The sequence below is a fragment of the Bernardetia sp. ABR2-2B genome, assembly GCF_037126435.1.
GTDB lineage: Bacteria > Bacteroidota > Bacteroidia > Cytophagales > Bernardetiaceae > Bernardetia.
This window is the reverse complement of record NZ_CP147020.1, coordinates 421,715-447,512: the sequence shown is the minus strand read 5'-3', so window position 1 is coordinate 447,512 and position 25,798 is coordinate 421,715. Positions and strand designations below refer to the sequence as shown.

Genomic DNA, 25,798 nt, shown 5'->3' with positions numbered 1-25,798 from the left:
TCTAAAATCAATACCCCAAAATATCTAAAACCTGCTCTGCTGTTTGTTCTTTTCTAAAGAGTTCAGTAGTTATATTTCCTTGTTCATCTCTATCAATAATTACATGTTGAGAATTTGGAATTAAGCAATGTTGGATTCCTCCATAACCTCCCAAACTTTCTTGATATGCGCCAGTATGGAAAAAACCGATATACTGTTCTGTTCCTCGTGTAAATTTAGGTAACATTAGCTTCGAGACGTGCGATTCTGAATCGTAATAATCCATACTATCACAAGTAATTCCACCCACATGAACTTGCTGATATTCTTTGTCCCAATTATTGATTGCCATCGTAATAAAGCGATAACCCATTCCCCATGTATCAGGCAAATGTGTGATAAATGAACCATCAATCATATACCAAAGTTCACGGTCATTTTGCTGTTTTTGAGCCATTACAGAAAAAATCATTGCGCCACTTTCTCCGACCGTAAAACTTCCAAATTCAGAAAAAATAGTAGGAACAGGAACACCTTCTTGCTCACAAACTTCTTGAATATTTGTTACAATCGCCTCTGTCATGTATTCATAATCGTACTCAAAACCAAGTGAGTTTTTGATAGGCAGACCACCACCAATATCCAAAATATGAAGCTCTGGACAGATTTTTTTCAAATCACAATAGGCACGAACAAACTTATTAAATTCACTCCAAAAATAAACTGTATCACGAATACCAGAATTAACAAAAAAGTGCAACAAACTAAGTTTTAATTTTGAATTTGTAGCTACATGTTTTTTATAAAATTCAACGACATCTTTATAACGAATCCCCAAACGAGAAGTATAAAATGAAAAATTAGGTTCTTCTTCTGTTGCGATACGAAGACCGATTTGCATTTGTTCTACCTCTAAATCTTCATAGGCTGTTATTTCTTTTCGATTATCCAAAACAGCAATACAATTTTTGAATCCATCTTGCCAAAGTGATTTTATTTCATTGGTATAAGTCTCTCTCTTAAAACCATTACAAACTACATATTTATCTTTACTCAATAGTCCTTTTTGATGTAGCTTTTTGACAATAGCAATATCAAAAGTAGAAGAGGTTTCAAGGTGCGCTCCTGTTTTCAAAACCTCTTCCATTACGAAATTGAAGTGCGAAGATTTCGTGCAATAACAATATACGTAATCGGCATCATAATTCAATTTCTTGATAGCTTCCCCAAAATGACTTCTTGCCCTTCGTATGTTTTCGCTAATTTTTGGCAAATAAGTAAGGCGCAAAGGCGTTCCGTATTTTTCAATAATTGGCATAAGCTCAACACCATAAAAATTAAGCTCGTCGTTCGAAACTGTAAAATCAGGTGTATCAAAATAAAAAGTTTGGTTGATAAGGTCAATATAGCGTTGTTGAGAAGTGCGTTTTACCATCAGAGTTTTTTGAGGAATTAAATGAAAGAAGATTTATAGATATTTTATGTTTCGTATTAAGAAATCTGTTACAAATTTACATTTATTTATAGAAACTTGAATAGGATATAAAGTTATTGCAAAATAATTTAGTTTATCAATAAAATAAGAAACTGACTATAATATTTTTATAATAAAAAAGACGCTCAAAATAAAAATATTATAGAAATATTTCCATTTTAAGCGTCTTCAATCAATGTCGTATTTCTTACTGTTTTTATATCAATGCTATCAAAAAGCCTAGAAAAATGGCTATCCAAAGGGCATCCATAAAATGCCAGTAAATAGTAAGTAGTTGTAATTTTATTTTTTCAAAAGGATTAGTAACTGTAATCAAAATCTGAACAGCATCATCTGTTTTGTCTATATATTGGTTGAGAAGAACTGCAGCATAAATAAGTCCTCCAACAAGGTGAATCATATGAAAAGCTGAGATAATATAAAGATATGCACCTGCCGTTTTTCCTTCTAAATAAATTTTGTTTTGGTGCAACTCATAGCCTCCCACAATTTGTAATGCTAGAAAAATAACTCCCAAACCAAAAACAGCTAAAAGATTGTTTCTCAACTTTACAAAATTATCTTTGTAAAACTGCTGACGTGCTTTTTCTAAAAAAAAACTACTGCTCACAATAGCAATTGTACTAACAAAAAAAGCATAGGGAAACTTAATAGGATGGCTAACAGATTTTATCAAAGATTCATTGAAAAATAGCAACATTAGGAGTGTAAAAGCCATAAATATTCCCATAACCCCCAAATACATCATCATAACGTAGGGATGTTGTTGCTCCATTTTTTCAAGAGTAGTCTTTTTTTTCTCTCTGATATTAGTTTGTTCTTGTTTTTGCATAAAATTCTGTCTGTGATTTAGTACAAAAAATAGATAGCAATAAACATATTAAAATTATTTCTAAAATCAATAAATGTATTTTTATTTTTTCTTATCCTTTTTTGTGTTTGCTATGGATGAATGAATAAAGAATCAATAAACTGTTTAATATTTTAGTTCAATTGTATTTATTACGAAGATACAATTTTTCTATAAAAAAGTGAAGCAAACAGCTTGATTTTTAGTGAGTTTAAGTATTTAATAGAAATAAATCTAGTAGCTTAGTTACTGCTTTTTATCATTTATAAAAAAGACTTCTATTCTCTATCCATTGTTCTATTGCTCTTCTACCTTCTGTAAACAGAGATACATACATTTATGTTTTGGTTGCTTTTAGAAAATATAAAAATCTATCCAATCCTCATTCCCATAACCAAAACGTCATCAATTTGGTGTGTATTTTCCTTCCAACGTTCAAAGACTTGAGAAATACGATTTTCTTGTTCTTTTATTGGTAAATGCGAAATTTCTAATAAAAGTTCTCTGAATCGTTTGGTCATAAACTTTCGATTATCTTTTCCTCCAAATTGGTCTTGATAGCCATCAGAAGCCAAATAAATAGTTGTTGGAACGTGTAGGTTTATTGTATGAGGAGTATAAACTCTTTCTTTTGCCATTGTTCCTCCAACAGGAATTTTGTCTGCTTTTATTTGCAAAAACTCTTCATTCTGAACATAATAAAGCGGGTTCATTGCACCTGCATATTGAATTTGATTTTTTGTTTTATCCCAAACAACAATACAAATATCCATTCCATCTCTATTATCAGACTGACTTTGTTTTAAGGCTGAATAGATATAATTATGCAAATGAGTCAGAATCAAATCAGGAGAAGTTAGGTTTTGCTGAAAAACAGCATCCGTAAGTCCACTACTTCCTAGCATAGACATAAATGCCCCTGGTACGCCATGACCTGTACAATCTGAAACAGCAATAATTACTTTATCTTCAATTTTTTCTATCCAATAAAAATCTCCACTTACAATATCACGAGGTTTGTAGAAAATAAAATGCTCTGGAATTTCTTGTTTGATACGTTTTTCCATTGGTAAAAGAGCCGTTTGGATTCTTTTTGCATAATTTATACTAGAAACGATATTTTTATTTTGTTCTGCAATATGTTGATTTTTGACATCTAATTGATCACGCTGCTGCACAATTTCCTCATTTTGAGTAGAAAGTTCTGCATTTTTTTGATAAAGTTCGTCTGTACGTTCTGAAACTAGATTCTCTAATTGTTCATTTTGTTGGCGCAAACGATGTGTATAGAAACGGGTTGAGCCAAAAATAAGTCCCACTCCAAATACAAAATACAAAATATAAGCTATGGTAGTTCTGTGCCAAGGAGGAAGTACCTTGAACTGATAAGTTGTTTCTGTACTTTCTGTACTTAAATAATTTTTAGCTTTTACATGAAGTGTATATTTTCCTTCTTTCAGATTATTATATTCTTTTACGCTTAATTTTGTCCAGTCTGACCATTTTTCATCTAATCCTTCCAAAAAGTAAGCAAACTGAATTTGTTTTTCCTCTATAAAAAATGGTGCTGCTACTTGAAAGGCAATAGAGTTATTTATAAAATCTAGTTCTATCACTTGATTTTTGGGCTGATTTGCCAAAATAGTATATTGAGTAGAGTCATTCTCTAACTTTTTGAGTTCAAAGAAATTCCCATCAAAAATAAGAGAATCCTGTCCAATCTTTATTTGACGAATATAAGTCGAAAAATTAGCTTGATTATCTGTTTGAACCTCTGACTTTGACATATTTACTCGCAGAACACCTTCAGTTGTACTTACCCATACAATTTGTTTGTCATTAGAGTCTGAATAAATTCCTCTTATTACATACTTTCCCAAAGATTGTTCTAATAAATTATCTCTTTGATAGCCATTTTCTGTTTTACGCAATACATTTATAAAAAATTCTTGAGGGTTGAATACCCATAAAGAACCCAAACTATCTTCTTGAAACCCTATTGTACTATTTCTGTAAGGTTTTAAAAGGTTACTGATGTTTTTATCATATACTTTTTGATTATTTTTATCTAAAGTAAAAACAGAATCTAAATTGCTTTTTGCTAGAACTAATTTTCCATCAAAAAGAGTTACAAATGCTGTGTCATAAGGAATTATAGTCATTTTTTCAGTAGGTAATTCTATCCTTACAGGTTGTTGTTTTTCTACTGCGATTGTCCAAATCGAATTCTCTATACGTTGTGTCAGACCAGAAACTACTCTCACTCCTTCTAAAGCCTCAATTCTTTTTAGTTCGTTAGAAGGTTCATTATACTTGAAATATCCTAAATTAGCTAATCCCCATGCATATATTTTATTTGGAGCAGATGGATGGTTTGTTACTGTTCTTAAGCGAAGTTGCCGATTCGATTCTATAATATTTTTTGCTATCCAGCCTTCTTTATTATCTTTTATAACTTCTTGCAACCCATTTATATTTCCAATAAATAAATGCTCCTTTTGGTCTGATAAAGTAAGTATTCCAGCAATAAAATTTTCTATATTAGTACCCTTTACAGGCTTCCATGTATTTTCATTTTTATCAAAAAAAACAACATTACTAATAGTAGCAGCAAAATAAGTATCTTTATACTTGACTATATTGTGTGTTGTGCTTCCCAAAATTCCATTCTCTTTTGTCCATACACTCAAAGGGGCATTAATATCTATCCTGTTTATTCCGTTATACAGAGCTGTCCAAAGTTGGTTTTGTTTGTCTTGAGTAGTTGCCATTACTATATTATCTCTCAAGCCTTCAGCAGTAGAAATATTCTTTATGATATTTCCATTTTTATCAACAATAAAAACTCCTTTTTGTACTGTTCCTATGGCTATATTTCCATTTGTAAGAATATTAAAATTGAGAGGTTGGGCAGCTTTGAGTGTTTGTGTAACGTCAGAAGGAAAAAATGATGATGTTTCTTTTGTCTTGAAATTATACTTCCAAAGATTGTCAAAGACTGTTAAGAATAAAATCTCATCCTCTGAATAATCATTAAATTGATAGAATTCTGAGGGTTCTGTTTCAATATCTATTTGCAAACTATCTTTCTTGATTCCATTCAAATCATATAGATCTACTTTATTTTTTGCTTTTACATTAAAAATACCTTTCTGTGTAATAAATGTATAAGTAGAAGCAGATTTCAAAGGAAGAGGAATAAATTTTCCATTTTTAAACTGATAAACTGATGAAACATCTTTTCCTATAGCACCACCACGTAAAATACAATATATTTCACCATTTATTTGACGAACTCTTATACCAAAATTATTACCTGCAATAATAGAGTCAGGCAAATCTAAATTAATTGGGACAGTTTCCCATTGTCCAGTTGTTTTATTAGGACGCAAATAAGCTGCACAAGAAAAAAACATATCTCCAAAAAATATATTTCCATTCTTATCTTCAACAAGTGTATTGATATGAGAACAAGGCACAGCAATTCTTTTCCAAGAAATACCATCATATTCTAAGAGGTTTCCTCCTGTCGAACTAGCATACAAAAAACCTCTTTTGCTTTGCATAATAGCACGAATATCTGGTGCGCCATTGTATTCATTGGGTGCAAATCCAGTCATGGGAGGTGTACCCACTTGTGCAAAAAGTGGGGTTATGGAAAATAAAGTAAAAAGTAGTAAGTAAATATATTTTATCATTGAGAGTAGTTTTTATATTTCTTGTATCATTATAGACAGCTTTTTTATTTATTTAGTTGCAGAACTATAAACAGAATTACAATATATAGGATAGTAAATCAATACTTTTAAGAGTTTTTAAATTAATTAAACTACGTCTTTTTATTTAGATTGATTCCTCCAACCTCTTTTTTCAATTCTTCTGATATTTGTTTTGTCTTTCAAAGTGAGTAAATAATCAGCTAAAAAAAGTAACTCATCGTCTTTTTCTTTACCTCTATATTCTTTTGGGTAGATTACATTACCATAATTCTCCTTTGATTTGTGTGGCGTATCATCTACAATTAAAATACGCTCTAGTTTATAACCTTTTTTCTTGAGTTTTTTTAGAGGTTTTACAAAATGATAATTATCAGAAGCCAAATAATTTTGATAATCATCAAAAATAGGATTAAAGTTTCTTTTATAACTACATCTACTTCTCCCCCAAACAAATTCTAATTCTATATCATTCGGTATAATCTTTTTGGCAATTTCTTCTACATATTCATCGTCAGCAGAAGACCAAAGTGCAATCAGAAAATGCTCTTTTATTCTCTCAAAAAATTCCTTTAAATAAGGTCTTCGATAGATAAAATAATTAAAAACTGTAAAATCAAAGGCTTTATCTAACTTTTGAGTAGAACCAAAAATAAGAGTTTCATCTATGTCAAGAACAAGAAGTGTTTTATCTAAGTTTTTGTATGTCATAGTATCATTTTTTCGTTCTAAAACATTTTATTTATCTGCAAAAGTTCAATGTCATTTACAGTTTTTTTATTTTCTCTAAACTTTTAATCTGTTTATGGATTTAATGAATTATAAAGACTAAAATTATTCATTTTTTTAACTTCACTTTTATATAATCAAAAACATGTCAGACCAAACTAAAGACAAAAATACAGTTCAAACGCTCAATCCAGCCACAGGAGAAACTCTAAAAACTTATACGCTTCTTTCAGAATCAGAAATTACAAATAAAATACAAAATGCAGAAGATGCTTTTCAAGATTGGAAAAAAACAACGTTTGAAGAGCGTTCAGAACTTTTTAGAAAGCTTTCGCTTCTCTTAAAAGACAAAAAACAAGAATTGGCTGAACTAATGACAAAAGAAATGGGAAAGCCAATTACACAAGCCAAATCAGAAGTTGAAAAGTGTGCGTGGCTCTGTGATTTTTATGCAGAAAAAGCAGAAGAATTTTTAGCACCTATTTCTAAAAAATCGGATGGTTCAGAAGCTTATGTTCGTTATGACCCTCTCGGTGTTGTTTTGGCTGTAATGCCTTGGAATTTTCCATTTTGGCAAGTATTTCGTTTTGCTGTTCCCTCACTTATGGCTGGAAATGTTGGTATTTTGAAGCATTCTTCTAACTCTTTCGGTTGTGGAGAGGCTATGGAATCACTTTTTTTAGAAGTAGGTTTTCCTAAAAATGTATTTCAAAATTTAGTGATTCGTGGAAGTCAAGTCAAACAGGTTTTAGAGAATGAGTATGTAAGAGCAGCTACACTCACAGGCAGTGAAGGTGCAGGGTCTTCAGTCGCAGAAATCGCAGGAAAAAATATCAAAAAAACAGTTTTAGAATTGGGAGGAAGCGATCCATTTATCGTTCTCAAAGATGCAGATATAAAAACAGCTGCCAAAACTGCCGTAACAGCACGTACTCAAAACTCTGGACAAAGTTGTATTGCTGCCAAACGTTTTATTATTGTAAAAGAAGTCTATGATGAGTTTGTAGAAGAATTCAAAAATGAAATGGCGAAGCTGAAAATGGGAGACCCAATGGACGAAAAAACAGATGTTGGCTCACAGGCAAGAGAAGATTTAGCAAAAGAATTAGAAGAACAAGTAAAGGAATCAGTAGAAAAGGGAGCTAAGATAATTTTGGGTGGAAAGCGTAAAAAGGCATTTTATGAACCTACAATTTTAGTAGATGTAAAAGAAGGAATGTCAGCTTTTGATGATGAGCTTTTTGGTCCTGTTGCTTCTGTAATAAAAGCAGAAAATGAAACCCATGCGATTGAACTTGCTAATAATTCAGAGTTTGGTCTAGGTTCTTCACTTTGGACGCAAGACAGAAATAAAGCTAGAGAAATAGCCTCAAAAATAGAATCTGGAAGTGTTTTTATTAATGGAATGGTTAAATCTGACCCTCGTTTGCCTTTTGGTGGTATCAAAAAATCGGGATATGGAAGAGAATTAGCTATTAATGGTATTCACGAATTTGTGAATATAAAAACGGTTTGGATAGCGTAAATCAGTTATCAGAGAACAGTAGCCAGTAACCAGTTGAATATCAATAATCTAATATTTCGAAATGAGTAGTTTATTTAACTCTTAATTAATGCCGTTGTTGGTGTTTTAGTGAAGTGACACCAACAACCACAACTTGAAACCTGACTTCTAAATTTATTTAACTCTATCTGGGTTTTCTTCTAAGAAAGCAGCCCAAGAAGTGCTTTTTGGAAGGAGTGCATTTTGCTGAAAATAATGACAAACTGCCACACCCACAGCATCGGTAGCATCTAAAAGATCTGGGATTTCATCAAAGGAAAGAAGACTTTGCAACATACTTGCGACTTGCTCTTTTGATGCCGTTCCTTTTCCTGTAACGGCTTGTTTTACTTTTCTAGGCGCATATTCTTCTACTGCAACACCACGAGAAAGTGCAGCAGCCATACAAACGCCTTGCGCTCGTCCTAATTTGAGCATAGATTGTACATTTTTACCAAAAAAAGGAGCTTCTAAAGCCATTTGCTGAGGCTTAAACTCTTCAACAATAGTGCTTACTCTATCATAAATTTTTTGTAGCCTTACATAATGGTCTTTCCATTGCGCTAATTTTATGACACCAAACTGAATTAAATACATTTTATCGCCCTTAATTCCTAAAACGCCATATCCCAAAACAACAGTTCCAGGGTCGATTCCTAATATAATTTGGTCAAAAGAAGTTGGTTTCATAAAGTAACTGACACTTTCTAAGTGTTGTTTTGTAAGAGTAAATTAAAAGTAGTGCGTTTTTTGTTTATCGATTAGTTTCTACTTTATAAAATTAGTAAATGAAAAAATGTACTACTAAAAATAGGCAAAAGTATTTTTTAAATCTTCTCAATTTTGTATTGATGACTTTGGCTTGGGCATACTTATATTCTCAAATCAAAAATCATCAATCTTTTTTTTTACAAATAACAGATTTATGGAACGAATTGCAAAAAAATAAAGCAATTTTATCGATAGTTTTTGCATTAATGTTTGTAAATTGGATTTTAGAAGCCAAAAAGTGGCAAATTTTGATAAAATCATTAGCAAAAATTAATTTGTTTCAATCTTTAGAAAGTGTTTGGGTAGGTCTGACGTTAGCAACTTTTTTACCTCTAGGTAATTATTTGGGAAGAGCAAAAAATCTACCTCAAAAAAATCGTTTTGATTCGGCTGGTGCTTTACTCGTAAATGGAGGATTGCAGTTTTGGGTAACGATGCTAGGAGGGATTTATGGAGTAAGTCAGTTCTTAAAAGTTAGTAATTCAATTACTTTTTTGTTATTTGTCTTTTGGATTTTGATTTATTTATTAGGATTATTTTTTTATAATAAGTATTCGTATAAAGAAATGTTCGTTAGTGAGAATAATGAACAAGGCAGAGAGACACAAATCAAGAGGGAAGGGAAATTTATCAGACAATTAAGAACAGAAAGTATATTTTGGTTACAAAAAAATCTTTATTCGATAAGTCAATATTTTCAAAAGGATATTCTTAAAACTACTTTTTTTGCTTTATTGCGTTATGGAGTTTTTTTATTACAGATGATTTTGATATTCAAAGCATCTGGTTTTTTACTGTCTATTGAAAAAATAATTGTTGGCTCTAGCCTTTTATTTACTGCCAAATCTATCTTGCCAGTAGGTGGTTTTTTAGTAGGGCTTAGTGTTAGGGAAGCAATGGCACTTTATTTTTTTGGAACTTTGGGAGAAAATAAAGTAGTAACTATTACATTTGTACTTTGGATTATAAATATTGGGGTTCCTGTCTTGATAGGTTCTTTTCTGATTTTGAAAAATACCAAAACAAAACAAAATCAATAGAGGGTATTTTAATAAGCTAAGTAAATAGAAAATCTGCCTTTGTAGTGTTTTAGCATAGCGATACCAACAAATACAGTTAAACCTTCTTATGCTTTAATTCTATCTATTCGCTTCAAAATTCTCAACTAGCATTAAATTCTAAAACAAACAAAAAAGTGAATCTACAAATACAACCTATTAAACAATCATTTTTATCTATTCTATTATTTTCTTTTTTGAGTATAATAGCATTTTCGTGTGTAAGTCCTAAAAAATACAAAGCAAAAATAGCTGAAGTGGAGCGCAAAGAACAAGAAAATGAACGTATAAAAAGACAATTTTATGAAGCTCAAAAACTATTACTTCAAAGTTCGGATTCTCTGAAAGGTGTAATTGTTGATTTACAAACAAAAGATTATCAGCTAGATAGCCTTCAAAAAAGAGCTAAAAAAATAGTAGATGAGAATAGCTTATTAAATAAAGAATTACAAGAAAAAGAAAAAGAACTTGCAAGAAAAGAAGGTGAAATTTTGGGTAAGGAAAAAAATATTTCTGTACTTAAAAACAAACAATATAAGCGTCAGAGACAATCCAATGAACTACAAAAGTCTATCAAAACAGCTTTTAGTTCGCTAAACAAAGAATCTTTTTCAGTAAAAGAAAAATCAGGTCGTTTGTATATTTCACTTTCTAACAAACTTCTTTTCGAAACGGCAAGTATTGATATTAATTCAGAAGGAAAAAAAGCACTTCAAAAATTAGCTGCTTTACTGAAAAATAATGCTTCTGGTTTGGATATTTGGGTAGAAGGACACACTGATAATATGCCTGTAACTGGCGCAGAACTGCCTTTTAAAGACAATTGGCAGCTTAGTGCCTTACGTGCTTCTGTGGTAGTGCGTATTTTGGTAGAAAATGGAATCTCTCCTCAAAGTGTTGTTGCAGCTGGACACGGAGAATATTTGCCTATTACGAGTAACAAAACAGCAGAAGGAAAAAGTGAAAATAGAAGAATAGAAATTGTCCTCTTACCAAAATTAGATGAAATTTTTGAGCTTTTGGAAAAGTAATATAGCTTATTGTTCTTGGTGTCGCTACGCTAAAACACCAACAACGGCAAAGAGGCTTTTGAAATAGCTAATAAATACTCACGAACTTATTCGTGGGTATTTATTAGCTTATTTAAATTATCCTAAAAGTTGATTTGCTAGGCTTTCAATATTCATTCCTCCCATTTTTCCAGAAGACATAATTAAAAGATTGTTTTGTTTCCAGTTTTGAGCTACCAAAAAAGATTCTAATTCATCAACCGTAGTAAAGACTTCTAAGTCTTGTCTTTTAAAAGCATCTTTCAAATCTTGTTTCGAAATTGCTGGTAATTCTTTCTTTTCTACATAATCAGGATTGTAATAAACAGCTGCTATATCGGCTGATTTTGCTGTATTTGCATACTCTCCAATAAAATCTTTATTCAAACTACTGAAAGTATGTAGTTCCATACAGGCTGTCAAACGCTGTTTTGGATATTGTTTTTTTACTGCATTTATAGTTGCTTCTACTTTGGAAGGCGAATGAGCAAAATCTTTAAAAACATGCATGTGTTCATTTTCTCCGACTAGTTCAAGACGTTTTGAAGCACCTCTAAAAGACATCATTGCATCATAAAATTGGCTTTCTCTAATTCCTAATCTTCTACAAACAATTTTTGCAGCATTGAGATTTGACATGTTATGTTCTCCAAAAACAGACACTTCCATTTGTCCTAGTTCTGTTTTTAAGAATGTTTTTCCATCTTTTACACTTGATGGATGCGTAACATAAGGCAATTGAATAGTATCAAAGTGAATTTTTTCATTGCCCTCTACTATTTCTTTTACCAACTCGTCTTCTTGATTATAAATAAATGCACCTGCTTTTACCGAACTCTCTGCAAACAAACGAAACTGTTTTTTATATTCTTCAAAGTCAGGATATACATTAGCATGGTCCCAAGCAATACCACTCAAAACGCCAATATGATGATTGTAATGTAAAAATTTTGGTGTTTTGTCTAATGGAGATGTTTGGTATTCATCGCCTTCAATAATGATAATGGGAGCGTCCGAAAGCTGAACCGTAGAATCAAAACCTTCAACATAAGCACCAATTAGATAATCAAAATGATAGCTTTGAAGTCTCAATGTATGCATAACCATAGCCGTAATGGTGGTTTTGCCATGGCTTCCTGCAATCACTACACGTTCTTTGTTTTCAGAAAGAGAATAGATATATTCTGGATAAGAATAAACTTTGATTCCTAATTCTTGTGCTTTCAAAAGCTCTGGGTTATCTGCCTTTGCGTGCATTCCTACTACTATTTTATCCAAATCAGAAGTGATGTTTTCTGGAAACCAACCTTCTTTCTGAGGAAGTAAGCCATTTTCTTTCAAACGGCTTTCAGATGGGTCATACCAAGCATCATCCGAGCCTGTAACTGTATTTCCATTCTGTTTTTCTCTGATAGCGATATTGTGCATAACGCTTCCTCCAATTCCGATAAAATGTATATTCATATCTCTGACTGTGATTTTTCTTTAATTCGTTGTATCAAAACGAATGTTATTAAAATTTTATAGAGACAAATATACGTTATTTCATAAAATTTTAAGAATAGAATTTTTATAAAAAATACTTTTAGAGATAATTACGAATTAAAAATGCTGATTATCAGTTGATTGTAATCTAAAAAACGGTAAGTTATTTAACTTCTATTTCTTGCACAAAAAAAAGGAAAAGATACAGGAGAAACGTATTTTGCGTATTTCTCCAAGAAAAAAGAGTAATTTCTTTCCTCATAAAACAAATTACAACCATCAATAATCAATACCACGATTATAAATGTGGTATGTGTTATCAGATTCTAAAGGAGTTTTATATGCCTATAGTTAATCCTCATTTGATAGCAAAGCTTCAATGATGGTTAAAAAAAACTCTCAAAACTACAAAAGTAATTTTGAGAGTCAAGGTTTTCTTATAAAAAACTATTAGGTCTTTTTTTATACTTTAAACCTCCATTTTCAAGTTGTAGTTGTTGGTGTCGCTATCGCATAAAACACCAACAACGGCATTTTTTTTCTTTTTATAAGAAAACCCTGTTTTGAGAGCTAGAATGAGTTTATGAAATCAAAAATTACATATACTCAACATCAGAAACATCGTCATCGTCTTTGTTAGCTTCTTCTTCCTTAGCTTTTTCAGCTTCATTGAAGTTTTCAATAAAACTCAAAAGCTTTTCTCCACCTGGAATGCTACTCACCATTTCCAAAACATCGCCATATTCATTATCTGACTTTATGGTTTTGACAACTTCCTTGAGCATCGGAACTGCCATTCCAACTCCCATAACTGTTCCCATAATATTTTGCATTGGCGAAGAACCTCCTCCAAATACATTTCCGTTGGCAGCATTTCCATTTTGAGCTACTCCTGCTCCAGATTGCATTCCGTTGATATTCAAGAATTTGATGCTATCAATTTTCTCTGCTGGTGCCATAAGTTTCTCCATAATGGTAGGCAATAATGGAATAAGCTCTTTAACTGCATCGGCAAGGATAAGGTTTTTACCCACTTTGTTTTGAGCTTCAATTCTGGCTAAAAGTGCTTCTGCTTCTGCTTCTCCAATTTGCTTGATAGTTTGCGATTGCAAATCGGCAGCCTTGCTTTCTAGTTCGGCAGCTTCTAATTTTGCTTGTGCAACTGTTCTCAAACGATATGATTCTGCATCTACATCTACATTGAAGGCAATAAGTTCTTTCTTTGCTTCTTTATCAGCTTCAATAACTTCAATTTGAGCTTGTTTGTCAGCCGTTTTTAAGTCTAAATCAGCAGCTTCTTGCTTCGATTGTGCATTCTTAATCAAGTTATAGGCTTTAATATCTGCCTCTACACGCTGGTTGGTAAGCTGTGTTTCTGCTTCCTGTTTTGCCTTAATAACTTCAATTTCCTTATCACGATTTGCTATCTCAACAGCTTGTACAGTACGTGCTTGTTCTTCTGCTCTAATTTTTTCAGCTTCTTGTTTTGCTGTTTCTTCTAGCATTTTGAGTTTTTCACGCAACTGCTCTGCTACTTCACTTTCTCTACGGATACGAGCCAGTTCAATCTCTTTTTCTTTGTTCTCATCAGCTACACTAACAGCTTGTTCTCTTAGTTTTGTAGCTACAATAGATTGCTCTTCCTTCTTCTGACTTGCCAAACTAATTGCTAATTCTCTAGCAATAACAGCTTGTTGCTCAATAGACTCCTGCTCTTGCTTTGTTTTTTCAGCTAAAGCATTTTCTTTTGATACAGTTTCGGCAATTTCACGTTTTTGTTTTTCAGATTTAAACTCCAAATCTTGGGTAATCTCTAACTGACGAGTTTCGGCAGCTTGATTTTGTTCTGCAATACGAACTTCTTTTTCACGTAAACGAAGGTTGGCAGCCTCTGCTTGTGATGCAGTACGTTGAGCTATTTCTTTAATACCCTGCGAATCCAAAACGTTTTGGTCATCGTGTTGAGAAAGAGGAAGTTGCTCCAAATACTGAATAGCTACATCGTCTAGCTTATATCCATTCAAAATCACATCAGAATCTTCATCTTCTCCTAGAGCCTTCATGATTTCCTTTTTAAACTCTGTACGGTTTTGATAAAGTGAATCAAAAGTCAGTTTCGAACCTGCTGTTTTTAATGCATCTGAAAATTTAGCTTCAAAAAGTTCTCTAAGAATACTAATATCAGAAGCTCTCCCACAGCCTACAGCACTTGCTACACGACGAATATCTTCGTCCATTGCATTAATTTTGATATAAAAATCAACTTCAACTTCTGCACGAATACCATCTTTACAAGAAAGGCTTTCGTGTTCACGTCTTCTTATTCTGACCGTTTTGACAGTCAAGTCTATCGTTTCAATTTTGTGAAGAAGAGGAATAACGATAGCCGAACTAGTAGAAATAGAGGCTTTTTGAAGTCCAAAACCTGTTTTTACAAGTGCAGTACCAGGACTTGCCTTCTTTAAGAAAGCTCTAAGCAAGGCTACTAGAAAAACTAGAAATAGAATAACACCAGCAGCGACAAAAACAAAGGTGGGCATACCATTTATGCCATTGGATTGCAAAATAATTGCGTTCATATTTTTTTGATTAAATTAAAAGTAGATAAATAAATTTGATTGCTTTTCATTTTGAATAGATTCCTTTACAAGAAAAGAAATTTTTATGAAATAATGGCAAAAGAAAAGCAGTACGAAAATAAATTTCGCAAAACGAAAGCATATAAAGTTCACATGGGAGTTGAATCAATTACGAATTACGAATTAAAAATTACGAATCAAGAATTCATCGTACCATAAAATGTAATTCACAGTTAGGAATGAGAAGAAGTGAGAAGGAGTTTCTCAAAAGAGAAAAGAATAGTATAAATTAAGAATAGAATATATTATAAATAATTTTATCGTCATTCGAATTACTAACTCGTAATTAAATTAGTTTAACATCACGAAATATAGATTTTTTTCTTTATCAAAATCTACAATGACTACTTCTTGTTTCTTTAAGAATACAGAACCTTTTTCGGCTACACGAATAGAAATATCAACAATATCTCCTCCATCTAATTTAAAGATAGCAGTTCCGAATTTGTCTGTAACTTCTGAGGAAGAAACAATGGCTACCTTTCCTATTAAGCTATTTGCTGTTCTGACAATTCCATAATCTCTAAAGAATGGTTTTATGGGTTTTAATAAAAATCCTGCAATAAAAACAGCTACAAAAAAAGAAATTCCAAAATTGACAAAAAACATTGTCCAAAGCTGCCAAGATAAAGAAAGTTCTAATTGATTGATAGCAAACTGATTCATCCAAACTCCAATAATTGCTTGTATAAAAAACAAGATGGTAAGTATTATTGAAATAGGAACTTGCCCAACACTCAAAAAGGTAAGAAAACTATCACCTAAACTAAAATTACTTCCACCATCAGCATCAAAATCAACGTCTATATCTACATCAATGTCAAGATGTGGATGAGGAAAAAAACCTTCTATCGCACTATGACTAAATAATCCGATGGCAGACATCAGCCAGATTCCGACAGAAATTGCACCCAATACTCCATAAACTAAATTATAAGGAGCTTCTAAAAGTGTGATTAATTCGTTCATGGCAGTAATTTTTTTTGTAGTTTAGTAAGTCGTAAATAGATGTAAATATACAAAACTTGTTTTAAAGTTAGTTTAACCTTTTAATTAAAGTAATTGTAGTTTTTAAAACTTATGACTTAAAGTGTTTGTGGTTATATTTACGTAAAAAAATAAAATAAGGTTTTGTTTTGCAATAACTATTCCAATTATAATTTTGCTAATCTGCTCATTTAGAGCAGATTATTCTGTTAAAATATTTTTAACAATTTGATTTAATATTGATTTTTGATGATGCTTTTTATGCAAAAAACTAAATTTGACTTTCCAATTGTATTAAGAAACTTTTAGCTTTGTAGAGCAAAATTTTTAATATAACAAATAATCATGTTACAAATCGCAGACTTTGTTTTTGAACATATTCTTTATTTTTTCGTGCCATCTACTTTATTAGGAGTAGTTGGGTTTTTATTACTTTCCTTTTCTAGTGGTGCAGGGTTTTCACTCAAAATGACCATTCACCATTTAAGTAAATTAGATTTAAAAAATGAACTTACCATAATAGGAATTACTCTTTCTGTACTATGTTTTTTAATGGGAGGTGGCTTGGCTTTACTGCATTCTTATTCTTATCAGAAAGCAGGAACAGAAGTAAAATCATTTATAGAAAATAATGAAATACTTTTACAAGTAGAAAACACTGAACTAACATTAGATTTGGCAGATACACTCTCTTTGTATTTGCAAAAACTAAAACTAAATGATGGACGGAAGTACCTTTCTAGAGAAGAAATCCATCTTACAGTTTTTTCAAAGGACAAACAAGATAGTATTTATTTGATATTACAACAAGATAGGAAGCAGGAGAATCAATTATGGGTTTCTTATAAATTATCTGAAAATAGCTTTAAAGAATGGGAAATAGGCAAAATACCTATTTATAATTCACTATTACTGAATATATTTAATGACAAAACAAAAAAAAGAGCTAATCGTCAAAAAATTTGATTGTGAAATTAGCTGAAAGAATATATAATTTATTAGAAAAAGAGAGTCTTAACAATTTAACTTTATCAGTAGTTTAACTATCTAAAAAAGCAAAATCTGTTATGAAGAAATTTGATTATTCACTCAATTACAAAGAACTTGATTTACGTAAAAATCCAGAGCTTTATGCTGTTGGTAAAGGAGAGCAAGGTGTTTTGTTGGTAGAACCTTATAAATCTGAAATATTACCTTTTTGGCGATTTAAAAATCCTGAAATAGCGAAAGAATCTTCTGAAAAGATTTATCAATTATTTCTGTCATATTTGAAAGAAGAAGATTTTGTAGGCGCAGATATGGCTCGTAAATTTTTACAGATGGGTTATACTCGTTCACGGAGATATGCCAATTATAAAGGAGGAAGAAAATACAAAGGAGAAGTTCCGAAAGATAAAAAAGGACAAAGTGGTTCGCATGGAAGACCTCAATTAGAACGTCAGGAAGAAGACCCTATAAAAGCAGAATCTGCTAGGATTTTTAAAGAGAAATGGTTTTTGGCAAAAGAGAATAAGGAATATTTGAAGCAAAAAAAGGAGTTTCAAGAAAATTATTCAATGTAATTCAAATTATTAGTTACTTCTAAAGTCATATATATCAATAAAATAAGTCGTAAAGACCAAAAAAATGTACGAAACCAATTTCTAAAAACAAGTTTTTTGATAAGCTGTAAATCATAACCTTTGATTAGTTTTCCATGTAGAGGAACAAAAATCCAAGCTGTCAGAATCCAAAGTAGAATAGTAAAGACTAAAGCAATACTAGAAAAAGAATAAAAATTACTCATTCTGTTTCTTATACCTTCACCTACATAATTGTTTTGAAGAATATTATCTACTTCATACCCTTCCCAAACTAGCCAAAACGATAATCCAAGTTCTATGAGCATAGGTAAAATTACTATTTTTCCTGTCAGTGTAGTATGTGCAGAGTGAAAGTTTCGGAAGTTCTGTTTGCCTACATTTTCAAAGATGGGATAATGGACAATTTGAACAAACCAAATAAGTCCAACTAAAAAAGCTGTAATCAGTAGATTTGAAAGTAAAATAGGAGACATAATTAAGGATTATAAAATTAAGGAATTTTTTTAAACTAGGATTAATTTATGATTTTTGTGCAACTAAGTTTAGTAATTAGCATCTTAACTATAAATTTATCTCAAATGAATTACTAAATCTATCGTTTATGAGTTTTGTTAAACTATCTGTTTCTACTTTTATACTCTTTTTTTTACTTTCTTTTTCTTCTGTTTTTGCTCAATTAGACAAAAATTCTTGTGAAGAAATTTTAGGGAGTTTAGAGTTAAAAGAATTTCGTCAAATATCTATTGTTACTCATATCCTAACAACAGATTCTAGTGTCCAAAAACCAGCAGTTTGTCTTGTTTCGCCTTTTTTGGAGTTCGTTTTCAAACAAAATTATTTTGTTATAGAAAATAAAAGAAACAAAACTACCATTTATTTACCTTACAACAGAGTCAAATTTATTACAACACTAGAGCCAACAGGTATTTTTTCTGGTGGAAGAAGTATAGAAATTCATATAATGGATTAAAATTTCAAACAAAGTTTTTACCTTTACATCAACAACTAAAAATCATCATCATCAATTTATCAGAATGCAATCGGAACACACAACTGCATATTGGCTTCCAAAAGTGAAAATTATTGATACAGAATACGATTCTAAGAAAGAGTTTTGTATCGGAATTGCAGAAGGAAAAATTACGCATCTTAGAGAATATAATCCTTCTATAACAATTCCTATAAATTATAAAAAAATAGATTGTGAAAATGCTTTTGTTTCAGTTGGTTGGTGCGATATGCGTGCCTTAGTAACCGAACCAGGGATGGAGCATAGGGAAACGCTCAACACAGCAAGTAAAGCTGCAAGTTTGGGAGGTTTTACGCAGGTTGCTATTTTGCCGAATACAGAACCAGTAATAGAAAGCAAGGAAAATATTTATTTTTTAGAGCAAGAAAATAAAAAAATGAATTCAAAAGTAGAGTTTTTAGCCATTGCAGCCCTTACACATAAGGCAGAAGGGCAGGAAATGACACAGATGTATGACCTTCATAAAGCTGGAGCAGTTGCTTTTTCGGATGGCTTGAAGAATATTTCTCATACTGGCGTTTTGCTCCGAGCTTTACAATATGCACAGGCTTTTGATGGACTTGTTATGCAACTTCCTTCTGATAAAAATCTTGCTAACGGACAGATGCACGAAGGCATCACATCGACAAAACTGGGTTTGAAAGGATTGCCATCCATTGCTGAAGAAATGATGATTCAAAGAGATTTAGAAATTTTGCGTTATACAGGTGGAAAGATTCATTTTTCTACTATTTCTACGGCTCGTAGTGTAGAACTTATTCGAAAGGCAAAACAAGAGGGATTACAAGTTACGTGTGATATAGCAGCCTATCAGATTTCTTTTTTAGATGAAGATTTGGCGAAGGATTTATTTATTTTTGATACATTTTTGAAGGTTTTTCCTCCTTTTCGCACCCAAAATGATAGAGAAGCTATTTTGAAAGGTTTAAAAGATAATACGATTGATGTTATTGTTTCGAACCATAACCCACATGATGAAGAAACTAAAAAGTTAGAATTTGATTTGGCAGAATTTGGAATAATTAATTTTCAAACGGCTTTTGCAGCTATTAGAAAGCAAACTGAACACGTTTTGAGTGTAGAAAAATTAGTAGAAAAGTTTACTACCAATCCAAGAAAATTATTAAAACTAGAGCAACCTCAAATCAAAGAAGGACAAAAAGTAAATTTGACAGTCTTTTATCCTAACCAAGAATGGGAGTTTAGAAAAGAAGCAAACGCATCAAAATCTAAAAACTCGCCATTTTTTGAATTGAAAAATAATTTGAAAGGCAAAGTAATAATAACATTTTCTTAGTTTAGAATAAAATAAGTGAAAATTGTTATAGTGGTTTTGCTATTTAGATAAGTCAAAAATGTTCAATAAAATATACAAGATGAAGAAAAATAATTGTAAAAATATATTCTATCTTTTACTAATTTTATCATTAGGATTAATAGAATACTTACCAGTTGGTATAATAAATATTCCTAGTCAATTGCAAGAGAATTTATATAAGATACCACCTATATTTTTCAGTTTAGTTAGTTTATTTTCCCTAATAACAATTTATTTTATAAGCAAGAGCAAAATAGTTCTATTATTTGTATGTTCTATTTCTCTGTCTATTTTATACTCCTCAGAACAAAAATCTATCTTTTTAGGAAGTATTAAGAATATTAAACAAGGTGTAGTTACTTATTCTTGGTTCAATTATTTTGATACTAATCAAGATTTATGTTACAAATATAAACATGGCTTATCTTCAAGTAATGATAGAGAAATTATAAAAATTTACGATAAAAACTGGTTTAGTAGAACTATTAATCTTTTAGAGTAATTTTGGATTATTGTCTTTGCTGCTGACTCTGAACCTGTTTATATATTTAATAATCCATATTTCTTATCGATAACATAAACTTCTAAATTACATGAAAAATATACTCGTTTTATTTTTACTTTTTTCTGTTTCTCTAAGCTCTTTTGCTCAAAACGTAAAGTCAAAAGACATAAGTAAAATCATAGAAATCTTTCAAAATCAACAGAAAGCGTGGAATAATGGCGACTTAGAAGGATTTATGAATGGATATTGGCAATCTGATTCTTTAAAATTTATTGGAAAGAACGGAGTTACGTATGGATATGAAGCTACTTTGAATCGTTATAAAAAATCATATCCTGATACAGCGACTATGGGAAAACTTCAATTTGATATTCTTTCATTTAAAAAGTTAGACAAAAAACACGTTTTTATTATTGGAAAATGGCATCTCAAACGAGAAGAAAAAGAAGATTTAGAAGGTCATTTTACATTGATTTGGAAAAAAATAAAGAAAGAATGGGTAATTATTGCAGACCATTCTAGCTAAAGAATAACAAGCTTAGACTAATTACCTTCCAAATATAATTCATAAATAAAAAAAATAGCTGTTTGAAGAATATCAAATAGCTATTTTTTTTATAGAAATATAATGACTTATTCTATTACAAATTTATAATTCTGCATTCCAAATTCTGTAACAAACTGAACGATATAAACTCCTTTAGCCATTTTTTGAGGTAAATCAATAGCTACTCCATCAAAGGTGATTTTGAGATTAGGATTGACAAGAACTTGCTGTCCTGTAATACTCACTACTTGTAAACTCTGAATAGAAGATTTATCTGTAATTCCTCTTAAGTTTAGTTCTCCTCCTGCTCTGTTGGGATTTGGATAGAGTGTAAATGGATTGTTTGAGAAGTTTCGTTCTACACTCACAGCTTTGGTAAGATTAATTTCTCCATTATTATCTAGTTGAGCTAATCTATAATAAGCCGTTCCAGTCCAATACTCTTCATCAATAAATTCATAAGAACTCTGATTATTTGTTGTTCCTTTGCCTTCTATAAAAGTAATATCTTTAAAATCTTGTCCATTGGTACTCCTTTGTACATAAAAACCTTGATTATCTTTTTCACTTGTAGTCTGCCAATCTATTAAAACACTATTATCTGAATAATGACGAGCATTAAAATCTAATAAAGTAATAGGGAGAAGAATATCATCACAAAACACATTAGTTGATGAAGTTACAGCACCAGGACAATTAGGAACATTACCAGTAACAATAAAGTTAAAGTCTAGCTCAGTAGTTTCTGGGTCAGGCACTACCTCATAAGTAACAAAAATATCTCTACGAGGGAGATTTTCAGGTGGACCTGTATTATAAGGTGCTGCAGAACTATCTACACTTACTAAATTTAATGTGTAACCTGAGTTATTAATTACAGTAGCATAATTAAGTTGCCACGCCTCATATTTGGTAGGATTGATAGTTACATCAAAAGTAATATTATTAAATTCATTATTCTGTCCTGTTGTACATACACCACTAGAGCCATTATCTACAAGTTCAAAGTCTAACCTATCCATAGTAAACTGACTAGCTTGTTCTACCCGTCTGATATAAAACCAAGTATTACGTGTATCATTGTTTTCTCCAGACCACGTATGAGCAGGAGAAGTAGCACCATTCAAATTTCTTGTGTCTCCCAAAATAGTTTGATCATCCCAAAATAAGGCAGGGTCAGCCACAATATTTCCTCCAATATCATAAGTTGGTCGTTCTAAGCTAACTCTAAATCCTCCCGTATGATTTTCTACGTCAAAAAGAGGAAGGTGAGTAAGTCCAGATTGTACATAAGCAATAAAATCAACTATTGTTCCTTGTGGAATAGGATTTCCTAAACCATCATTCCCGTCCCAAGGAATATAAACTATACTTGTTACAGCAGGAGCAACGGGATCAGGAACAAATCCACCATTCAATAAAACATCTTCAGTTCCAGGAGTGTATAATCCATCAGGAGCTCCAACAGGATGAAAATCTAATAAAGATTCTACAAAACCAGCAGCATTAATCTCTATACGGACAAAGTATTCGCCACAATCTCTTGCTTCTACTTCAGAAATAGTTAAGTCAGGAATTCTTCCAGTAGGATAAACAATAGAATCAGGGTTGTTTAAAAAAATAGGATATTGTGGTAAACTTTCATTTCCCCCACGAGATAGTCTATCTGTTGCTGTATTCCCTGTATTTCTTGTTCCAAACTGATTCATATTAATGGTAAAGCCAAAAGGACGAATACCATTAAAGTCAATACCTAGAGTAATTCTATCAGGAGTATAAGGAAACATAGTTCCTAAAAATGGGTTGTCTCCACTATTACAATTTATATCCCAAGACTGGGAAAATAACCTACCCAATACAATACCAGTAACAGGATCTCTATTAGTAGCAGTAGAACTAAATACTGTTATATCGAAAAAATCAATTCTTCTTTTATTTCTAGCAATAACATTGGGATCTGCTCCAATATTAAATTCTATCCAATAATCTGCAGAACGAGGAGCTACAAAAGAAAGATCATTATATCCTGTAGGATTACCTACAAGTGTTCTAGGACCTGCTACTGCTCTATTATAATTAGTAATAAATCCAGCTCCAGCAGTTGGTACAGCTGTATTAGCTACTGTTGTAACAACTATAGAATTTAAAGTATCAAAATGACGAATGCGATAGTGTAAATTATTTCCATCTAGTTGCGCCCCAAAGCCATAGTAAACAATCTCTCCAGCCTCTGCATGTACATATAAGCGTTTATTAGCAGGGGCTCCATAAGTAAAAGAATTTCTGTCAGCAGCATTGTTATCCCAAATCTGTAATGTTATTCTAGGAGCAATATCACCAGTCGGCATTAGTTGTGCTGTTCCTTCTCCAAAAGAAGAAAAACTGACAAAAAATAAGAAGGAAAGTAATAGTAGTGTGATTTTTTTCATAGTATTTTATATTTAGGCTTGTATTCTCTGATAAGGTATTAGAGTATTTTTGAGTAAATGACCATTACTTTGGGTTGTATTAATTTTAAAAAAAACAAAATTTAAGCCATTAATTAGTTATGCTAACTAAAACTTAAAAAGGTTGTTTTTATATGGTGTGCTTTTTTAATGAAATTATTCTTTTGAGGCTAGAAATAAGCAGAATTACAAATATTTTCTATATTTCCACCTTTTTTTAGTAGCTTCGTAGGAACTTATACAATTGTTTTAAAACGAATTTGTCTTTTACTAAATATACAAAAAAATCAATGAAAAGCCGTATTATAGACAAACGCCTTCAAAAGTTTCGTCTTCGTTTAGATGAAACTATCAAAAATCTCCACAAACTAACTCAAGATATTGAGAGTAAGGAGCTTTCTAGTACGGTCAGCGAACTTCGTCAGCGTATCAATGAGCCATATATGTTTGTGGTGGTGGGAGAAGTAAAAGCAGGAAAAAGCAGCTTTGTTAATGCGCTCTTAGAAACCGAAAAAGATATTTGTAAAGTTGCGCCAGACCCTTGTACAGACACAGTACAGCAGATTTTGTATGGCGATGAGGAACAGATTTTGGTAATGAATCCACATTTGAAAAAGATTCTTTTGCCTGTTGATATTTTAAAGGAAATTGCTATTGTTGATACTCCTGGTACGAATGCCATTTCGGAAGGACACCAAAAAATCACAGAAGATTTTATTCCCTCATCGGATTTGATTGTTTTTGTTTTTGAAGCTAAAAATCCTTATCGCCAATCTAGTTGGGACTTTTTTGATTTTATTCATAAAGACTGGAGAAAAAAAATAATTTTTGTTTTGCAACAATCCGATTTGTTAAATGAGTCTGATTTAAACACAAACATTGAAGGAGTAAGAAAACATGCAGAAAAAAAAGGACTATTAGAACCTCAAATTTTTGCTGTTTCTGCCAAATTAGAAAAAGAAGGAAGTCATGAAGAAAGTAATTTTGCAGGAATAAGAGAGTACATCAAAGAAAATATTACAGGAGGACGTGCGCCACTTTTAAAGCTCAAAAACAATATAGATACTTCAAAAACAATTCTTTCAAGAATAAAAGAAGGAGTAAGTCTTAGAGAAAAACAGCTAGAAGCTGATAATAAATTCAGATTAGATGTAAAGAAAACACTTAATGAACAAGAAAAAAAATCATTGTATCAAGTAGATGTATTGATAGAAAATATTTTGGGTGCATATGAAAATATAACGAGAGAAACTGAACAAGAAATCAATAAAGGTTTGAATCCTTTTAATTTATTGGGAAAATCTTTCAAATCAATGCTTTCCGATAAAGAATCCGTAAAAGTGTGGTTTGAGCGTGTAGCGCAAGATTTGGAACGCAATCTTACCAAAACTCTAACTGACAAACTAGGAGAAGGAATTACAGCCATTGCAGATACAATACAGCAAATGGCAAAAATGATTGATTTGCAGCTTAACAATAGTCCAAAAATTCTGAAAGAAAATCACGCTATTTTTGGAGATATTGCTGACCGTAGAAGCAGAGTTTTGCAGGATTTACAAACCGAATTTCATGAGTTTACTAAAGAAACTGAAAACTTTGTACAGAAAGAATTATTTCCAAAAGAAACAAGCTTTTCAACCAATTTTTTGGCAGGAGGAGGAATGGCTGTTATCGGAACAGCATTAATGGTTCTTACACAGGGAGCTGTTTTTGATATTACAGGTGGAATTATTACGGCTGTGGGAGTTTTTTTTACTGGTGTTACGGTAATGGTAAAGAAGCAAAAGATTATGCAGAAATACCGTGAACAAATTGCTCAAGGAAAACAAGCTCTCAAAGAAGAAATTTATCTAAAACTCTCTACTTACATTGCTAATCTAAAAAATCAAATTGATGCTAACTTCAAAGATTTTGATTTGTTGATGGAAATGGAACAAAAACAGATTACAGAACTCAAAAATCAATACGAAACAATTGATAGAGAATTGGAAAAGATTTTAGATGAATTAATTTAATCTCTGGTTATTACCGATAAAAAATTCTATTTGACATTGTATAATTAAAATA

The 25,798-nt window shown here is 31.5% G+C and carries 20 protein-coding genes; 10 read left to right on the top strand and 10 right to left on the bottom strand.

What is annotated here, in order from left to right; all coding sequences use genetic code 11:
* Nucleotides 1-7 precede the first annotated feature (7 nt).
* From WAF17_RS01795 to WAF17_RS01780, 4 genes are all read right to left on the bottom strand, one after another.
* Complete coding sequence (locus WAF17_RS01795; RefSeq protein WP_338765508.1) at nt 8-1,414, bottom strand: arginine decarboxylase; 1,407 nt, start codon at nt 1,412-1,414, stop codon at nt 8-10.
* 256 nt (nt 1,415-1,670) lie between these two features.
* Nucleotides 1,671-2,306 carry a cytochrome C oxidase subunit III gene (locus tag WAF17_RS01790; protein ID WP_338765506.1) on the bottom strand — a complete coding sequence of 212 codons (636 nt, stop codon included), beginning with the start codon at nt 2,304-2,306 and terminating at the stop codon, nt 1,671-1,673.
* Nucleotides 2,307-2,695: 389 nt separating this feature from the next.
* Nucleotides 2,696-6,022 (bottom strand): SpoIIE family protein phosphatase, encoded by a 3,327-nt coding sequence (locus tag WAF17_RS01785; protein ID WP_338765503.1) that lies wholly within the window; start codon nt 6,020-6,022, stop codon nt 2,696-2,698.
* 141 nt (nt 6,023-6,163) lie between these two features.
* Entirely contained in the window at nt 6,164-6,751 is a 588-nt protein-coding gene (locus WAF17_RS01780) for an HAD family hydrolase (RefSeq protein ID WP_338765501.1), read from the bottom strand.
* A 163-nt stretch (nt 6,752-6,914) separates the two neighbouring features.
* On the opposite strand from WAF17_RS01780, the gene WAF17_RS01775 reads away from it, so the two are divergent.
* Nucleotides 6,915-8,294, top strand: a complete 1,380-nt coding sequence (locus tag WAF17_RS01775; RefSeq protein WP_338765499.1) for an NAD-dependent succinate-semialdehyde dehydrogenase — start codon at nt 6,915-6,917, stop codon at nt 8,292-8,294.
* A gap of 153 nt (nt 8,295-8,447) precedes the next feature.
* Here WAF17_RS01775 and ruvC read toward each other — a convergent pair whose 3' ends face one another.
* A complete protein-coding gene (ruvC, locus tag WAF17_RS01770; RefSeq protein ID WP_338765497.1) occupies nt 8,448-9,002 on the bottom strand; it encodes a crossover junction endodeoxyribonuclease RuvC in 555 nt (184 codons plus the stop codon).
* Nucleotides 9,003-9,100: 98 nt separating this feature from the next.
* Between ruvC and WAF17_RS01765 the strand changes: the two genes are divergently transcribed.
* Nucleotides 9,101-10,123 (top strand): hypothetical protein, encoded by a 1,023-nt coding sequence (locus WAF17_RS01765; RefSeq protein WP_338765494.1) that lies wholly within the window; start codon nt 9,101-9,103, stop codon nt 10,121-10,123.
* A 155-nt stretch (nt 10,124-10,278) separates the two neighbouring features.
* Entirely contained in the window at nt 10,279-11,172 is an 894-nt protein-coding gene (locus tag WAF17_RS01760) for an OmpA family protein (protein ID WP_338765491.1), read from the top strand.
* A gap of 117 nt (nt 11,173-11,289) precedes the next feature.
* Here WAF17_RS01760 and WAF17_RS01755 read toward each other — a convergent pair whose 3' ends face one another.
* The 3 genes from WAF17_RS01755 to WAF17_RS01745 all read right to left on the bottom strand — a co-directional run bounded on the left by WAF17_RS01755 (nt 11,290) and on the right by WAF17_RS01745 (nt 16,283).
* Nucleotides 11,290-12,654, bottom strand: a complete 1,365-nt coding sequence (locus tag WAF17_RS01755; protein WP_338765488.1) for a Mur ligase family protein — start codon at nt 12,652-12,654, stop codon at nt 11,290-11,292.
* Nucleotides 12,655-13,271: 617 nt separating this feature from the next.
* On the bottom strand, nt 13,272-15,254 hold the full coding sequence (locus WAF17_RS01750) for a flotillin domain-containing protein (protein WP_338765485.1): 1,983 nt from the start codon (nt 15,252-15,254) through the stop codon (nt 13,272-13,274).
* A 351-nt stretch (nt 15,255-15,605) separates the two neighbouring features.
* Nucleotides 15,606-16,283, bottom strand: a complete 678-nt coding sequence (locus WAF17_RS01745) for a hypothetical protein (RefSeq protein ID WP_338765481.1) — start codon at nt 16,281-16,283, stop codon at nt 15,606-15,608.
* Between the two features lie 363 nt (nt 16,284-16,646).
* Here WAF17_RS01745 and WAF17_RS01740 point away from each other — a divergent pair, with 363 nt between their 5' ends.
* Complete coding sequence (locus WAF17_RS01740; protein ID WP_338765478.1) at nt 16,647-17,267, top strand: hypothetical protein; 621 nt, start codon at nt 16,647-16,649, stop codon at nt 17,265-17,267.
* 101 nt (nt 17,268-17,368) lie between these two features.
* Nucleotides 17,369-17,863 (top strand): DUF4385 domain-containing protein, encoded by a 495-nt coding sequence (locus WAF17_RS01735; protein ID WP_338765476.1) that lies wholly within the window; start codon nt 17,369-17,371, stop codon nt 17,861-17,863.
* On the opposite strand, the gene WAF17_RS01730 is transcribed toward WAF17_RS01735, so the two are convergent.
* The gene (locus WAF17_RS01730; RefSeq protein ID WP_338765473.1) at nt 17,851-18,357 is read right to left on the bottom strand and encodes a hypothetical protein; all 507 of its coding nucleotides are present in this window, start codon (nt 18,355-18,357) and stop codon (nt 17,851-17,853) included. The two genes, WAF17_RS01735 and WAF17_RS01730, sit on opposite strands and share 13 nt — an antisense overlap.
* Nucleotides 18,358-18,485: 128 nt before the next feature.
* Here WAF17_RS01730 and WAF17_RS01725 point away from each other — a divergent pair, with 128 nt between their 5' ends.
* From WAF17_RS01725 to WAF17_RS01710, 4 genes are all read left to right on the top strand, one after another.
* Nucleotides 18,486-18,854: a hypothetical protein gene (locus WAF17_RS01725; protein WP_338765470.1), complete on the top strand. Its 369-nt coding sequence runs from the start codon at nt 18,486-18,488 to the stop codon at nt 18,852-18,854.
* Between the two features lie 64 nt (nt 18,855-18,918).
* Nucleotides 18,919-20,211 (top strand): dihydroorotase, encoded by a 1,293-nt coding sequence (locus WAF17_RS01720; protein ID WP_338765467.1) that lies wholly within the window; start codon nt 18,919-18,921, stop codon nt 20,209-20,211.
* 79 nt (nt 20,212-20,290) lie between these two features.
* Nucleotides 20,291-20,734: a hypothetical protein gene (locus WAF17_RS01715; RefSeq protein ID WP_338765464.1), complete on the top strand. Its 444-nt coding sequence runs from the start codon at nt 20,291-20,293 to the stop codon at nt 20,732-20,734.
* Nucleotides 20,735-20,825: 91 nt separating this feature from the next.
* Nucleotides 20,826-21,263, top strand: a complete 438-nt coding sequence (locus WAF17_RS01710) for a nuclear transport factor 2 family protein (protein WP_338765461.1) — start codon at nt 20,826-20,828, stop codon at nt 21,261-21,263.
* Nucleotides 21,264-21,370: 107 nt separating this feature from the next.
* Here WAF17_RS01710 and WAF17_RS01705 read toward each other — a convergent pair whose 3' ends face one another.
* Nucleotides 21,371-23,713: a T9SS type A sorting domain-containing protein gene (locus WAF17_RS01705; protein ID WP_338765459.1), complete on the bottom strand. Its 2,343-nt coding sequence runs from the start codon at nt 23,711-23,713 to the stop codon at nt 21,371-21,373.
* Between the two features lie 308 nt (nt 23,714-24,021).
* Here WAF17_RS01705 and WAF17_RS01700 point away from each other — a divergent pair, with 308 nt between their 5' ends.
* Nucleotides 24,022-25,746 carry a dynamin family protein gene (locus WAF17_RS01700; RefSeq protein WP_338765457.1) on the top strand — a complete coding sequence of 575 codons (1,725 nt, stop codon included), beginning with the start codon at nt 24,022-24,024 and terminating at the stop codon, nt 25,744-25,746.
* Nucleotides 25,747-25,798: the final 52 nt, after the last annotated feature.

Excerpts from the sequence above, each read along its gene's own strand:
- WAF17_RS01795 (WP_338765508.1), bottom strand. The coding sequence starts at position 1,414 with ATGGTAAAACGCACTTCTCAACAACGCTATATTGACCTTATCAACCAA.
- WAF17_RS01790 (WP_338765506.1), bottom strand. The coding sequence starts at position 2,306 with ATGCAAAAACAAGAACAAACTAATATCAGAGAGAAAAAAAAGACTACT.
- WAF17_RS01785 (WP_338765503.1), bottom strand. The coding sequence starts at position 6,022 with ATGATAAAATATATTTACTTACTACTTTTTACTTTATTTTCCATAACC.
- WAF17_RS01780 (WP_338765501.1), bottom strand. The coding sequence starts at position 6,751 with ATGACATACAAAAACTTAGATAAAACACTTCTTGTTCTTGACATAGAT.
- WAF17_RS01775 (WP_338765499.1), top strand. The coding sequence starts at position 6,915 with ATGTCAGACCAAACTAAAGACAAAAATACAGTTCAAACGCTCAATCCA.
- ruvC (WP_338765497.1), bottom strand. The coding sequence starts at position 9,002 with ATGAAACCAACTTCTTTTGACCAAATTATATTAGGAATCGACCCTGGA.
- WAF17_RS01765 (WP_338765494.1), top strand. The coding sequence starts at position 9,101 with ATGAAAAAATGTACTACTAAAAATAGGCAAAAGTATTTTTTAAATCTT.
- WAF17_RS01755 (WP_338765488.1), bottom strand. The coding sequence starts at position 12,654 with ATGAATATACATTTTATCGGAATTGGAGGAAGCGTTATGCACAATATC.
- WAF17_RS01750 (WP_338765485.1), bottom strand. The coding sequence starts at position 15,254 with ATGAACGCAATTATTTTGCAATCCAATGGCATAAATGGTATGCCCACC.
- WAF17_RS01745 (WP_338765481.1), bottom strand. The coding sequence starts at position 16,283 with ATGAACGAATTAATCACACTTTTAGAAGCTCCTTATAATTTAGTTTAT.
- WAF17_RS01740 (WP_338765478.1), top strand. The coding sequence starts at position 16,647 with ATGTTACAAATCGCAGACTTTGTTTTTGAACATATTCTTTATTTTTTC.
- WAF17_RS01735 (WP_338765476.1), top strand. The coding sequence starts at position 17,369 with ATGAAGAAATTTGATTATTCACTCAATTACAAAGAACTTGATTTACGT.
- WAF17_RS01730 (WP_338765473.1), bottom strand. The coding sequence starts at position 18,357 with ATGTCTCCTATTTTACTTTCAAATCTACTGATTACAGCTTTTTTAGTT.
- WAF17_RS01725 (WP_338765470.1), top strand. The coding sequence starts at position 18,486 with ATGAGTTTTGTTAAACTATCTGTTTCTACTTTTATACTCTTTTTTTTA.
- WAF17_RS01720 (WP_338765467.1), top strand. The coding sequence starts at position 18,919 with ATGCAATCGGAACACACAACTGCATATTGGCTTCCAAAAGTGAAAATT.
- WAF17_RS01715 (WP_338765464.1), top strand. The coding sequence starts at position 20,291 with ATGAAGAAAAATAATTGTAAAAATATATTCTATCTTTTACTAATTTTA.
- WAF17_RS01710 (WP_338765461.1), top strand. The coding sequence starts at position 20,826 with ATGAAAAATATACTCGTTTTATTTTTACTTTTTTCTGTTTCTCTAAGC.
- WAF17_RS01705 (WP_338765459.1), bottom strand. The coding sequence starts at position 23,713 with ATGAAAAAAATCACACTACTATTACTTTCCTTCTTATTTTTTGTCAGT.
- WAF17_RS01700 (WP_338765457.1), top strand. The coding sequence starts at position 24,022 with ATGAAAAGCCGTATTATAGACAAACGCCTTCAAAAGTTTCGTCTTCGT.